The organism is Vibrio sp. L5-1, assembly GCF_021728315.1.
GTDB lineage: Bacteria > Pseudomonadota > Gammaproteobacteria > Enterobacterales > Vibrionaceae > Vibrio > Vibrio splendidus_K.
This window is the reverse complement of record NZ_JAKKCQ010000002.1, coordinates 35,351-49,679: the sequence shown is the minus strand read 5'-3', so window position 1 is coordinate 49,679 and position 14,329 is coordinate 35,351. Positions and strand designations below refer to the sequence as shown.

Below are 14,329 nucleotides of genomic sequence, written 5' to 3'. Positions count from 1 at the left end.
ATAAGACGCTAATTGTTGTAATTAGAAATCTACACCTTATAAGCAATCTTAATGCCAATAAATCATGCATCAGATCTCATTAAATTGCTGTTATTTCGGACAAAACTGCGTCATTTAGCCCTCTAAAATGAATCAAAACATGAGCTAGGACAAAATGTCGCACATTGTCCCTGTTGCACAAAAGGTTAATTGGTACACTCTGTCCCAACTTTCCCCACCGGCTAATCATTATGTCTTTACCTAGTTCATCTGCACCCAACCTCAACCCGAACACATTGACTCAATATCAAGCGTTTTCCGTCTTGGTTGTGGATGATGAAATAGGTATGCAAGCTATTTTAAAGAAAGCACTGGGTAAGTTCTTTGGCAAGGTATCGAGTGCGGGGTCGGTTGAAGAAGCCGAAATACTGCGTTCGAGCGAGCATTTTGATCTGATTGTTCTTGATATCAACCTGCCAGGTCGGTCTGGTATTGAGTGGGAAGAGGCGTTTAACGACAACGACAAACGTGCCGATGTGATTTTCATGACAGGTTATGCTGATTTAGAGATGACGATATCTGCGCTTAAGCTTGGTGCTTCAGATTTTATTCTTAAGCCGTTCAACCTCGAACAAATGATACAAGCGGTTCTGCGTTGTATGGACAAGCGCCTTGATCAAAGAATGCAGTACGCGTTGAAGCGCGATGTTAGCCGTCATATCAAGACCGAATTGATCGGCAATTCAGACAAGACTAAACAGCTTAAATTGCTGATCAGTCAATTTGCACCGTCAAGAGCATCAGTTCTTATAGAAGGTGAGTCAGGTACCGGTAAAGAGTTAGTTGCTCGTGGTGTACATGAAGCTAGCAAACGAACAGGGCCATTCGTGCCAATTAACTGTGGAGCGATTGCGCCTGAGCTTCTGGAAAGTGAGCTATTCGGGCATACCTCTGGCGCATTTACCGGCGCGAAGAAAAACCGTGAAGGTCTATTCAGAGTCGCAAGCGGTGGCACCTTGTTCCTTGATGAGATCGGTGAAATGCCATTGCCAATGCAAGCTGCGCTATTACGCGTACTAGAGCAACGTACTATTCGTCCTGTCGGTAGCGAGAAAGAAATTGCCGTTGACGTACGCGTGGTGGCGGCGACTAACCGAAACCTTCAAGAAGAGGTCGATAAAGGCCACTTCCGTCGCGACCTGTTCTACCGACTCAATGTACTTAAGATTGATGTTGTGCCATTGAGAGAACGACCGTCTGATCTGATAGAGCTTGTTCCATACTTCACTCGTCTTTTATCAAGTGAACTGGGTATGCCGGTTCCAAACTGGGCACATGAAGATATCTTGGCAATGAATGAATACGAATGGCCGGGAAATATTCGCGAACTTAAGAACCTAGTCGAAAGATGCATTCTTTTAGATAAGCCACCAGCACACTATTGGCGTGAAGTGAATGGCGATCCAGCCCCAACCAGTATTTCGGTGACGGTGTCACATGGGGCGGAAATACCAAACTTGAATAATGCAGACGCTGCTGAGGGTTACCCGAACACCTGGACACTCAAAGAAGTCGAGAAATCTCACATAGAACAACTGGTGAGTTTCCATGATGGCAATAAATCTGCAGCTGCGAGAGATCTCGGTGTGGCACGTAAAACACTAGAGCGTAAGTACAAAGAGTGGAACACAGAAGGCTCAGAATATGCCGATTAGACGTCATTGGTGGACAAAGTGGGCGTTCCGGTTCAAAACCATGGTGCGTTATCGCCTGCTATTTCTAACATCCGCTCCCATCATTCTTACCTTGTGTGCGCTTGTCGCTATAACACTGTATTGGTCAGTACATTACACGTGGCAAGGTGCTCTGATTGATGTCGATGAGCGTTTGGATGTTGCTGACAACAGTATCCATCTAATTCAGAACCAACAGGCCTATAACGTTCAAGCATTTGCTGAGTCTTACAATTTCCGAATCAAACTCACGAGTGATATTTCGAAAGAAGAGCTCACACGTTGGGTTTCTGAAAACAAATCTCGCTATGAACTCGATTTCCTGCGCTGGCGTAGCGTCGAGAGCATGGAGAAAAAGCTTGAATACCTCAACATGACACACAAAGAATCGTTCTTTAGTGTATTGAGCCAAAACGAACTCAACGATTTAGACCAAAACCTTGCCAGGCAAGCCGAAGTCCCAATGCTCAATAGTCTAAACGTTGAAACTCGGGGGTTAGTTAGCCGCACCGTTGTGTCGATTCGTGACAAGAATGATCACGTAATTGGTTTTCTTGATGGGGGGATCCTCCTTAATAACAGCACACAGTTGGTTGATCAGATCAGCAATCTCATTTATCCGCAACGCGAGGGGTTCAATCGTCGTATTGGCACCGTTACTGTGTTTCTTGATGACCTACGTGTCAGCACTAATGTACCGTTGAGCAGCGAAGAAAGTGCAGGGCGCGCAATTGGTACTCGTGTTTCTCACGAGGTTCATTCTAAAGTATTGAATGAAGGCAAAGAGTGGCTAGATCGAGCGTATGTTTACGACGCTTGGTACATTACTGCGTATCAACCGATTCATGACCAATTCGATAACGTCATCGGCATGCTTTATACCGGTTATCTGATTTGGCCATTAGTGGAAACATACTTGACTAACCTTGGCGAAATCAGCATTACGATTGTGTTGTTGTTACTGGCTTCTGGTTTGATCGTTCACCGTGGTGCGCGTGATCTTTTCAATCCTATTGAACGAATCCATAAAGTCGTCAAGCTAGTCCAGATGGGGCAAGACAAGCGAATTGGCACGCTGGGTTTAAACGATCAACACGAACTTACTTTGCTCGCTAAGCAATTCGACAAGATGTTGGATTTGCTACACGAACGTAATCAAGAGATCCAACAAGCCGCTTCAGAACTCGAATGTAAGGTTCATTCTCGAACTGCTAGTTTGAAAGAGAAAACCGAAGAACTCGAACTGCATATCAAGCTGTTGAATCAAGCTCGAGACAAGCTGGTGGTCAATGAAAAATTAGCCGCGCTAGGTGAATTAACCGCGGGCATTGCACATGAGATTAATAACCCGACGGCGGTGATTCTTGGCAATGTCGAGTTGATGAAATTTGAACTCGGTGACGAAGTGGCTCGTGTAGACGAAGAAGTCCACGCAATCATGGAGCAGATCGACCGAATCCGAAATATCACACGAAGCCTGCTTCAATACAGCCGTCATGGTGGCGTACAAGATGAGATCACTTGGCAACACATTAATCCAATCGTTGATGAGAGTATTACGCTTGTCAAAACAGGCGCTAAGAAGAAAGGCATTGTGTACGTATCACAACTGCACGCGAAAACGTCTGTCGAGGTGAACCGCAACCAATTGCTACAGATTCTGGTTAACCTACAGATGAACGCGATTCACGCTATGGACGGAAAGGGCACATTGACTATCTCAAGTGAAGACTGGGTTGAAAATGGTGTATCTCACGGTGCGATTGTTCATGTTGAAGATGAAGGCTGTGGTATCAAAGAAGAGCAATTGAAACGCATCTTTTCGCCTTTCTATACCACCAAACGTGACGGTACAGGCTTAGGCTTGTCGGTATCTCAAAGTATCTTGAGCCAAACCGGCGGTGAAATACGTGTTGAATCTGAAGTGGGTAAAGGGAGCCGCTTTAGTATCTATCTTCAACAAAAAGCCACGCCTCAATTGCTAGTATCAAATCTATAAGTTCTAAGAACCAATTCACCGATATTATCACCTGATGATATTTCTACAGTGCTTGGGCTGTTACATGAACGTTTCAGCCCAAGCACGAAAATCCCGCACTACTAAACTATCACCCACTAAATCTCAACACCTGCCTGTTTGACGAGCACCTCCTTTTGGTTATGTAACACAGTGTATATCTTTTGATCTTGATGCATATCATCTGAACTGTACGAAATTTTGATAACTTGGTCGAAAATCCATAATCAAAACAAATAATAAAGTCAGTCAGCTATGAAATTAAGTAACTTATCTATCAAATCAAAACTCGTATCCATCGTCATTTTATCGGTTGTTCTATTGGTAATGGCATCCACTTTTAATCTAATGCAACAACGCGCAAGCTCTATGGAAGAGCGGCAAGATAAACTCAGCGCTCAAGTCGAAACTGCGGTCAGCCTAGCTCAACACTATTATGACCAACGAAATGTTCTTGGCGAAGAGACAGCAAAGAAACAAGCACTGCAAGCCATTGAAACGCTTCGCTATGACAGCACCAACTATTTTTGGATCTTAAACCAACAACTCAACGTTGTTATCCATCCATTAAAACCTGAACTCAATGGCAAGAACGCGGGTAACTTAAGAGATGGCGCGGGCAAGTATCACTGGCGCGAGATGGTGACCATTTCTCAAACAGCGCAACAGAAAGGCTTTCTTGATTACCAATGGAAGAGCCCGAATGGAGAGTTGAAAGACAAGATCTCTTACGTACAACTTTTCCCTGAATGGAACTGGGTGTTAGGTTCTGGAATATTGGTCGCGGATATTCAAGATGCGTTCTACGCGTTGGCGATTAAAGAAGGCATGGTTGCAGTTGTGTTGTCTGGGCTACTGTTTGCGATGGGTTACGCGATATCCAATAACATCCTTGTGCCTCTCAATAAGCTTATCGATAACACCCATAAGATTGCTGATGGCGACCTGCGTGTACGTATGAATATGACACGCAAAGATGAGTTGGGTGATATGAGCCAACAGATCGACACCATGCTTGATAAGCTGCAAGGCACGCTGCGTACCGCCAATGAATCTGCGGATCTATCGAGCAACATGGCAAGTCATATTGCACAAGCGAGTGAAGAGGCGGCGACCAGTGTTAACTCACAGCATGCTCAACTTGAGTTGTTGTCGACAGCGATGACAGAAATGAGTGCCACGATTTCTGATGTCGCCGTTAATGCTGAAAATACTGCCGCAAGCACCAATAAGGTTGTTGAGCACGCAAATCAGAACGACCAGAACATGCAAGTAACGTCTAAAACCATATCTCAAGTTTCAGAAAACATTTCGACGGCGAACGATCTCGTCAGAGACTTACAATCTGGTGTTACAGAGATAAGCCAAGTGGTGAGCGTGATACGTGATGTATCTGAGCAAACTAACTTGTTAGCGCTTAATGCGGCAATAGAAGCAGCCCGAGCAGGTGAGCAAGGAAGAGGGTTCGCGGTAGTCGCAGATGAAGTCCGTAACCTCGCAAGCCGCACTCAAAACTCAACCAATGAAGTTCAATCGACGATTGAAAAACTGACTCAGCAAGCCGAGCGTACCTTTAAAGCAATGCAAAGCAGTAATGAGAAAGTCGATCACAGTGTTGTCGCGTCTAACGAAACTCGCCAACAACTCGATGTGATAGTGAATGAGCTGCACAACGCCAACGACATGGTCGCGCAGATCGCCGCCGCCTCGGAGCAACAGAGTACGGTAGCAACCGAAATGAGTGAAAGTGTCACTGGGATTCATCTCGCTGCAAATGAGGTACTGCAGGCCTCACAATCGCTTGCAGAAGACAGTCAGAAAATGGCGAACACTACAGAACACCTTACTGATCAGTTGAAGTACTTTAAGGTTTAACCGCTAAGGTTTTTCATAACAAACTATGCCAGTCACAGGTTTCTTATCTTCAAGAGATGAATCCAAGAAGCCCATAACAAAACACCTCCGTACTTGAGATAAGTTCGGAGGTGTTTTCGTTTGTAGATAACTGGATTGTTAGCTCGCTCAACAAAAGCAGAGCATTAAGAAAAAGAAGAGCGTTAAGCCAATCTTGTTAATGTGCAGTCACTGAAATCTTCGGAGGGTTGATATTGTGTTTTCTAAACTCTTTCATCACACGCAAGGTAATATCGGTTTCAAACAGCTTCTCATACGCCGTGTCGACCACATAGGCCTTACAAGTTAACTGTATCGCCAAGTAATTATCCGTAATCGTCTGTTTGACCAGAACCGTAACAGGCTTCGGCAAGTGGATGTAACGACTTGAAGACGCCGCTTCTTGAATCAAGTCACGGGCTAGGGTGATGTCTTCATTCATACCGACATAAAATGGAATCACCACCTGCATATCCAGCGCGCCATAGTTACCGCTGGTCGTTACTTCGTTTAAGAACTTGTTGTTCGGGATCGTGATAATGTCGTCGTTCAGGGTTCTCATTCGAACAGAACGCAAACCGATGGTAATGATGTCGCCATAGTTACCTTCGAACGTGACGCGGTCACCAACTTGAAAAGGTCTGTCAATCATCACCGTGATGCCCGCGATGAACGATGCTGCCAAGTCTTTAAGCGCAAAGCCGACCGACACGGCGAGGGTACCACCAATCAAAGCTAAGATTTGATCGTTGATTCGAAAGCTCATCATGAACACGATAAGACCGGTGCTCACGTAAATAAAGAACTGAGTAAACGACTGCAGTTTCTGTAGCAGCATTCGATATTGCACGAACTGACTACCAAAGCTGGTCACCAACGAATTGATGAACTTAAGTAACAACCACATTGCGGCAATAACGATCATGGAGAAGAACACGCCGCTCCAACGCACCAAACTCGCAATCTTTGAGATGTTTTCTACGTTAGCTAACTCTTCCGTCGCGAAGGCCGGGAAACTGACAACACTTGCCAAGCCAACAAATAGTAGGATAAATAACTTCTTCATTTTACTTCACCAGTAGATGTTGACGGTCGAGAACGTTAGTAATGTGGCGGAACCAGTGCTCAGAAATTCGAGCCTTTTCTTCATGCCAACCAATATAACCACGGCTTTCAAAATAACGTAGAATCCCGGTTATCTCTGCAATGCTCAGCTGAGTACATTCAGACAACACTTCCGGAGAAGCTATTTCCAATTGCACGATAGAACGAAGTACAGCCAACATAGGTTTCGGCATGTTCTCGAGTTCCTGCGCTTCAGGAACATGGAACAAACGCACCACGGCTTGATCTGTCTCTTTATTGCGGTTCAAAGAGAGCCTAAAGAATCGCAGCGCAACGGTAGGGTTGCCATCAGAGTAGTGCCACAAGATTCGATAGAAGCCTTGGCGTGCACGTTCTTCTTCACTCATGTCATCTTGATCCCACTGCTTAGGGACCACTAAACCATCAAACGATAACGGCTTTTCAAGATCGGTATTGATGCGGCTAGTCAGTAGCTCACCAACTTGTTTCTCTGTCCAACGTGGTAGGAAACACACCAAGTCAAACAGCAGACGCTCGCCACGCGCTCTATCAACAAATCGCCAGCTTGATTTGGCAATCGATATCACGACACGGTGATTCTTTTTAGAACGACGGAGAAGGTTGGTTAAACGAATCAAATCAGACAGGCCACCGACCATTGGCTTAACTAATCGTTGGGCATTATCAATCGCAATTAGGTACGTGGTGTTACTTTTACGTAGGTGCGCCAAGATCTGAATCTCAGTCGCTTCTTCTTCCAAGCCGATACTCACGGCTAGATGTGCTAAGAGCTCTTGGTAACCTGCGTAAGGGCAACTCACGTAAACAGGCTCTGCGTTGGATACTTTATGCAGCAAGGTATAAAGCAACGTTGTCGCACCCACACCACGTTCGCCTGAAACAATACAAATAGCAGGGCTGTCAGACATTAAGTAACGAGAGAGTTGCTTAACCTCATCGCCCGCGTAATCAATTAAGGTGCTATCGATATTACCCGGCAGAATGTACTCATAGGTTTTGTCTCCTTTGATTCGAACCAAGTTTTGTTGGTTTTTATCAAGATCAGACTGCTTAGCCACTTCGATTCGAAAGAGATAGGCTAAGGCCTGACTAAACAACGTGTAACTAGAAAGCAATGCCATGATTCGATGTTGGAAGTTGTAAACACTCAACCAGACGATTCCAATTGCCGTCGCCAGTATATTAAGTAAGAAGGTTTCCTTGCGGTTTACCGCCCAGTTAACCCACACTGGACGATCGGAGATGTGTTGCTGCGTATCGAAGACTTTCGCTCTCCATAATCTAAGTACCGATATCGTGACCAGCACAAACCAGAAAAACAGCGCACTGTAGATCCAACTATAAATGGTACCTTTACCCAGTGTGATGCTCGATATCTGCAAAGTCAGACCTGCAACAATAATACTCCAAACATAACGACGAATAGTCGATAGTCTCAGCGCGATGACCTCTTGGTTTGATGTGCGACCTAAGCGATACGCAAATTCAAGAATAAAGCTTATGGCAATCGAACCACCTAGAATCCACCACGTGAATATCTCTAGGAAAATCAGGTGCTGCAGGCTAGGGATGCTAGAAAGCACTCTCAAAGAAAGTGTGATAGCGATTAACCAAGCAATCGCACGCTCAGCGCGGCTAATATACCAAATCACACGAACCAGAAAAGGAGGGTTCGTTTTCGCTTCGAGAAAGTTAACTCGAAACAACTCAATCAAGCGAGTGCTGTTGGCAAGCCACCATACTAAACCGAAGTAAATGAACAGCACCTTTAGAGAAGCCCAAATGACAGGCACTGGAGAAATAAAAATGTCTTTAACTAATGCTTTAAAGCTACGAATTTGGAAGTAAACAAGATACTCAATATTGAGCTTGGTTAATTCCCACTCTTGTTTAAATTGAGTCACGCCGTATGGGCCAAAACCGGTTAAGCGCTCTTTATTCGCGGAGTTTGTCTGCTCTAAAAGATGCTGTTTACTTACGTTCAAGCTATTCAATGTGACGTAGCTCGTTTGCACGGCAAACCATTGATCGGCGTCGTTGTTATCTCTATAGGCTTTTACCTGTTGCTCGAAGGTTTTGATTTCCAGCTTTTGAACTCGCAGAACTTCGGCAAGTAAAATGTTGACTTGGCGTCTGTCCGACTGCTCCATAAAGAGGGGATCAGGTAGGGAATCAATACGCTTATCCAGATCTACAGCACTATTAGATACCTGAGGCTGAGATTGTAAGTCATATTCCAAGTTGGCATGACTCGGCCAAGAGAGAATGGCCAAAGTGAAGATTAAGAAGCGCGAAAGTGAACGCATAAAAGTCTCTTAGAATTATGAGGTTAGGATTACTATAGTTAGTTAATCTTACTTTGTGAAATCCAACCCCGTATCGGGGGCGAGTACTTTATTCCCGTTTCGGCTGATTTTGTCATGAAATTGTCAGAGATTAGGCTAGTCTTGCCTATGTCTGTTGTTGCTTTGGTCAGGTTAGTTTTACTGTGACCAATCAGCATACGATATATTCAATGGTTGGCATGATTTGGGACGGTTATATACCGCCCATTATGGGGCGCTGTTCGATATTTTGTTTTTCCTAAAAATAGATAGTTTTTTAACGACAAATAGAAAATCAAAAATGTGAGTCAGCTCAAACTATGATTTGGCTAGGTTATCACTCACTTAATGGCGAGTAATTGCAATCAAGACTTGCAGTTAAAGCCCTGAAGAAGTAACGTTGCGGCGTTTTTCACATTAAAAAGGTAACGGCATTGATCTCCACAGCAAATATCACCCAACAATTCGGCGCTAAGCCACTTTTCGAAAATATTTCAGTTAAGTTCGGCGAAGGCAACCGCTACGGTTTAATCGGCGCGAATGGCTGTGGTAAATCGACGTTCATGAAGATCCTATCTGGTGAACTTGAGCCAAGTGCAGGTAACGTAAGCTACGATCCAAATGAGCGCGTTGCTAAGCTAAACCAAGACCAGTTTGCTTATGAAGAATTCACGGTAATCGACACGGTTATCATGGGTCACAAAGAGCTTTGGGCGATTAAGCAAGAGCGTGACCGTATTTACTCTTTGCCTGAAATGAGCGAAGAAGACGGCATGAAAGTGGCTGATCTTGAAGTTCAGTTCGCTGAAATGGACGGTTACATGGCAGAAGCGAAAGCAGGTGAGCTTCTTCTTGCTGTAGGTATTGAAGAATCACTGCACTTCGGTCTAATGAGCGAAGTGGCACCAGGTTGGAAACTTCGTGTTCTATTGTCTCAAGTACTGTTTGCAGACCCGCATATCATGCTTCTTGACGAACCAACGAACAACCTGGACATGGACACCATCAAGTGGTTGGAAGATACGCTAAACCAACGTAACTGCACAATGATCATCATTTCGCATGACCGTCACTTCCTAAACTCAGTTTGTACACACATGGCTGACCTTGATTACGGCGCACTTCGTCTGTTCCCTGGTAACTACGATGAGTACATGACAGCAGCGACACAAGCTCGTGAACGTCTACTTTCTGATAACGCGAAGAAGAAAGCACAAATTGCTGAACTTCAAACGTTCGTTTCTCGTTTCTCTGCTAACGCATCTAAAGCGAAACAAGCAACATCTCGTGCTAAACAGATCGACAAGATTCAACTAGATGAAGTAAAAGCGTCTAGCCGTCAAAACCCATTCATCCGTTTCGAACAGTCTAAAGAGCTATTCCGTAACGCACTTGTGGTTGAAAACCTATCTCAAGGTTTTGAAGAAGACCTATACAACAAGTTCGATGCGATTTTCGAAGTTGGTGAGCGTGTTGCTATCATCGGTGAGAACGGTGTGGGTAAAACAACACTACTTAACACACTAGCGGGTGCTCTAGAAGCGCGTACTGGTGAATATAAGTGGTCTGAAAACTCAAACATCGGTTACTACGCTCAAGATCACGCACATGATTTTGAAGAAGATCTAAACCTGTTTGATTGGATGAGCCAATGGCGTCAAGAAGGCGAAGACGAGCAAGTTGTTCGTAGCTTCCTAGGTCGTATGCTGTTTGGCCAAGACGACATCAAAAAGTCGGTAAAGGTTATCTCTGGTGGTGAGCAAGGTCGTATGCTTCTTGGCAAGATCATGATGCACAAACCAAACATCCTGCTAATGGATGAACCAACGAACCACATGGATATGGAATCTATCGAAGCACTTAACTTGGCTCTTGAGAACTACAAAGGCACATTGTTCTTCGTTTCTCACGACCGTGTATTCGTAGACTCTCTAGCGACTCGTGTTCTTGAAATCAAAGACGGCAAGATCAACGACTTCCGCGGTACTTACGCTGAGTTCTTGAAAGCACGCGCTTAGTACGCATTAAACATGAATACGTAATACAACGTTAGTACGTATCCCTGATTAAAAAGGCCTCTATCTTTATGAATAAGATAGAGGCCTTTTGTTTATTTATATCACTTCACTTGTATCAGTTTTTCCATCGCAAATACGCCGAGCGGTGGTCTCAAATGCTTGCTGCTAATCAATATTTAAACTGCGCCACAATCTTCTCTAGCTTCACACTCACGTTCGATACTTGTTCACTGCAACGAACAGACCCAGATACCACTGTATGAGTATCACTCGCTAGGTGCGCGATATCAGTGATGCTGCGGTCAATCTCCGCTGATACCATGGATTGTTCTTCAGACGCCGTCGCAATCTGGCTGTTTAAATCGAACATCTCGCCAACCTGAAAGTGTATACCTTCAATCGCATTTACCACGTCTTTGGTTTGGTGCTTAACTAAGCCCGTTTGCTCTAAGCTTACCGACATCTTAGCGACCGTTTTTGCTATTCCCGACGTTAGGCCATGAATGGTCGATTCAATTTGATGGGTTGAATCGTTAGTCATTAGCGAAAGCTCTCTTACTTCAGACGCCACGACTGCAAACCCACGACCGTGATCGCCAGCTCGCGCAGCTTCTATCGCTGCATTTAGCGCAAGTAGATTAGTTTGTTCCGCAATACCTTGAATGGTAGTGACGACTTGATTGATTTCACGACTCTGGTCTTCGAGCTGAACAATTAGGTTTTGAGACTCTGCAATATTCTCAGCTAGCACATTAATGCTGTCATTGGTTGCGTGAGTTTCTTGCAACGCCTGATGTGCATTGTCTTTGATTTTCTCAGCGTTCATCGCTGCGTTTTCTATGTTCGCCGTCACTTCATTGCTGGTCATCACCAGCTCATTAACTGCCGTTGCTACTGATTCAGATTGTTGCTTCTGCTTCTCTGCATTACTCATACTTTTGATTGCCGCTTCTTCAGAGCTACACGAACTATCGGTCAACACCGTCATCACGCCAGACAACTCTTTAATATTGCCATGCAGTTTATTGATGAAGGTATCGAAGGAATGCGCCAACTGAGCAAGTTCATCGTTGCCTTTGGCGTTCATGCGGACAGTTAAGTCGCCATCTCCATTGGCAATTGATTCCATCATCACGTTTATCGCTTTGATTCGCGCAAGTATGTTGCGACCAATAAACACCAACAGCAAAGAGAGCAGCGCAACAATCGCCGCGCCAAAAAGGTGTAGTGTGTTTTTGGTATGTGTACTCGCCGCTGTGATAGCTTGGCTTATCTCGGTTTGTACCGCTTCAATGGCTTGTTCTGTTCGGTGGACGTTGCTACGTAAGGCGCCTCTAAGACCGAGCTCTGCCGACAAGCCTAAATTGGTGTTAGCCAGCAGAAGCGTTTCAACCGCAGCCTTGTAGTCCGAATAGGCTTGCTCTGTCGCAACAGACGTTTGAGAGTAGGGTTCAAACTCTTTAAGAGCATTCGCTAACGCCATATGGGTTTGGTCATTGATATGAGCGAGATAGTGGAAGTCTTTTTCAATCAACTCCAATAGCGCAAGCTCTAACGCCAAACTCGATTCAGATTCGATCGCTGATTTTAACGCGGTTCTTTTACCATCTAACGCAGCGACAAAACCTAAAGGCGCGGTCGTACGTTCAATGTTATTTACTTGTTCGACAATTTGGTGAAACTGCTTTTGATATTGATGAAGAGTGTCCGAAATCCGCGTCATTTGGTCGGACAAATGAAGCTCGTGTGAAGCTAGAGTTTGGTTCAAAGTCACCAATCGTTGATTCAGGGTGTTGGAGGTTTCGTCGAAGCGTTCTGCGTATTTGTTATCGTGGCGAGATAAGAAATCTTTTTCGTGTCGCCTCAGGGTTAGTAGGTCAACAGAGCTCCTCAAATTTTCAGTAGCAGCACGTTCCAAAGATTCAAGCTTGTCTAAGCTGAACTGCTCATAGATGGCATAGATAAAGACTGAAACAAACAGGGTGAGGTTGATTAGAATGAATTTACTGCGTATTGAAAGAGACAGCGAATGACGCTGAGGTTCCGATGGATTACTCATGGTTAATTCCCTTTAAGCCAGTGACGTTAATATTCATCTTTGTTTTGTAATTAATAGATTCATTAAAATGATGAATATGTAACTAATAGCTTATAAGGTTGTTAAAGCAAGATTCGTTTACAACTAAGGTCGAGGGAGCCGTTATTTATCTACAAGCGAAAATCAGTGGGCACCGTTGATAGAAACCTCCAAGCTATATAGCTTACTAGGCATATCTTGAAATAAACTTTGAACAAATAAAAAATGCCACTCATCAAGGTTGTGAGCGGCATTGTTGTTTAGCTATATCGTTCGCCTAAAATCAACTTTAATTAGGCATGAACAGGGCTTTTGAATCTAGCTTTCAGACGAAGCCTGTTCGCCTTTCACATCGAATTCAATCTTCTCTGCGCCAGTGAACACTTGGAAACGCAGGCCTTTAGCACGAGCAATGGTTGTGATACCAAATTGCTGAGCCAAGTCTAAGCCCATTTGCGTTACGCCAGAGCGTGATAGCAGAACAGGAATACCCATCTGCGCTACTTTGATGACCATTTCAGAAGTCAGGCGGCCAGTAGTGTAAAAAATCTTATCTTCACCAGACTCTTTGTTAAGCCACATCTCACCAGCTAACGTATCTACCGCATTGTGACGGCCAACATCTTCAACAAACGATAGAACCTTGTCGTCTTTGCAAACTGCGCAACCATGTACCGCGCCAGCTTTCTTGTAGGTGTCGTTGTAATGAGTCAGCGCTTCTAAAGCCGTGTAAATTTCAGATTGCTTAATCTTGGTTTGAGGCACCTGGTAATCTTCCAACTGCTTCATCACGTTCCCAAACATGGTGCCCTGACCACAGCCAGAGGTCACCGTCTTCTTCTTAAGCGCTTGCTCAAGTTGGCTCGTATCTTCTTTGGTGATAACCGCTGCAGAGCTGGTTTCCCAATCGATGATGATAGACTCAACCGCTTCAGGGTCAGAAAGGAAGCTTTGGTTCTTCAAATAACCCAAGACTAAAGATTCAGGGCGCGAGCCAAGCGTCATCAGGGTTACGATCTCTTTCCAGTTCAACATAACGGTAAGAGGGCGTTCACAAGCGATCTGTTTGGTTAGCTTCTCACCATATTCATCAAACACTTCAACTTCGATTGTTTGAAGTGGGTTTTCGCTAGTTTTTATTATGTTTGGTTTTACCACAGTCACGTCCTACTTAATGAGAT

Annotated in this window: 8 protein-coding genes; 4 read left to right on the top strand and 4 right to left on the bottom strand. The window is 44.5% G+C overall.

Features of this window, described 5'->3' with window-relative positions; translation table 11 throughout:
* Nucleotides 1-230 precede the first annotated feature (230 nt).
* From L3V35_RS06795 to L3V35_RS06785, 3 genes are all read left to right on the top strand, one after another.
* Nucleotides 231-1,694, top strand: coding sequence for a sigma-54 dependent transcriptional regulator (locus tag L3V35_RS06795; protein ID WP_065205206.1), 1,464 nt, complete (start codon nucleotides 231-233; stop codon nucleotides 1,692-1,694).
* Nucleotides 1,684-3,711, top strand: a complete 2,028-nt coding sequence (locus L3V35_RS06790) for a cache domain-containing protein (protein WP_237299005.1) — start codon at nucleotides 1,684-1,686, stop codon at nucleotides 3,709-3,711. Before L3V35_RS06795 ends, L3V35_RS06790 begins: the two co-directional genes overlap by 11 nt.
* 273 nt (nucleotides 3,712-3,984) lie before the next feature.
* Complete coding sequence (locus tag L3V35_RS06785) at nucleotides 3,985-5,604, top strand: methyl-accepting chemotaxis protein (RefSeq protein ID WP_237299003.1); 1,620 nt, start codon at nucleotides 3,985-3,987, stop codon at nucleotides 5,602-5,604.
* Nucleotides 5,605-5,800: 196 nt separating this feature from the next.
* Here the strand turns inward: L3V35_RS06785 and L3V35_RS06780 are convergent, their stop codons facing one another.
* Nucleotides 5,801-6,688 carry a mechanosensitive ion channel domain-containing protein gene (locus L3V35_RS06780; RefSeq protein WP_237298996.1) on the bottom strand — a complete coding sequence of 296 codons (888 nt, stop codon included), beginning with the start codon at nucleotides 6,686-6,688 and terminating at the stop codon, nucleotides 5,801-5,803.
* A 1-nt stretch (nucleotide 6,689) separates the two neighbouring features.
* Entirely contained in the window at nucleotides 6,690-9,035 is a 2,346-nt protein-coding gene (locus L3V35_RS06775) for an AAA family ATPase (RefSeq protein ID WP_237298994.1), read from the bottom strand.
* Nucleotides 9,036-9,487: 452 nt separating this feature from the next.
* Between L3V35_RS06775 and L3V35_RS06770 the strand changes: the two genes are divergently transcribed.
* Nucleotides 9,488-11,071 (top strand): ABC-F family ATPase, encoded by a 1,584-nt coding sequence (locus L3V35_RS06770; protein ID WP_017077249.1) that lies wholly within the window; start codon nucleotides 9,488-9,490, stop codon nucleotides 11,069-11,071.
* A 169-nt stretch (nucleotides 11,072-11,240) separates the two neighbouring features.
* Here L3V35_RS06770 and L3V35_RS06765 read toward each other — a convergent pair whose 3' ends face one another.
* Complete coding sequence (locus L3V35_RS06765) at nucleotides 11,241-13,130, bottom strand: methyl-accepting chemotaxis protein (RefSeq protein WP_237298992.1); 1,890 nt, start codon at nucleotides 13,128-13,130, stop codon at nucleotides 11,241-11,243.
* 336 nt (nucleotides 13,131-13,466) lie between these two features.
* Entirely contained in the window at nucleotides 13,467-14,306 is an 840-nt protein-coding gene (gene fdhD, locus L3V35_RS06760) for a formate dehydrogenase accessory sulfurtransferase FdhD (RefSeq protein WP_065205200.1), read from the bottom strand.
* Nucleotides 14,307-14,329 lie beyond the last annotated feature (23 nt).

Coding starts and splice junctions, on each gene's coding strand:
- L3V35_RS06785 (WP_237299003.1), top strand. CDS start 3,985: ATGAAATTAAGTAACTTATCTATCAAATCAAAACTCGTATCCATCGTC.
- L3V35_RS06790 (WP_237299005.1), top strand. CDS start 1,684: ATGCCGATTAGACGTCATTGGTGGACAAAGTGGGCGTTCCGGTTCAAA.
- L3V35_RS06775 (WP_237298994.1), bottom strand. CDS start 9,035: ATGCGTTCACTTTCGCGCTTCTTAATCTTCACTTTGGCCATTCTCTCT.
- L3V35_RS06780 (WP_237298996.1), bottom strand. CDS start 6,688: ATGAAGAAGTTATTTATCCTACTATTTGTTGGCTTGGCAAGTGTTGTC.
- L3V35_RS06765 (WP_237298992.1), bottom strand. CDS start 13,130: ATGAGTAATCCATCGGAACCTCAGCGTCATTCGCTGTCTCTTTCAATA.
- L3V35_RS06795 (WP_065205206.1), top strand. CDS start 231: ATGTCTTTACCTAGTTCATCTGCACCCAACCTCAACCCGAACACATTG.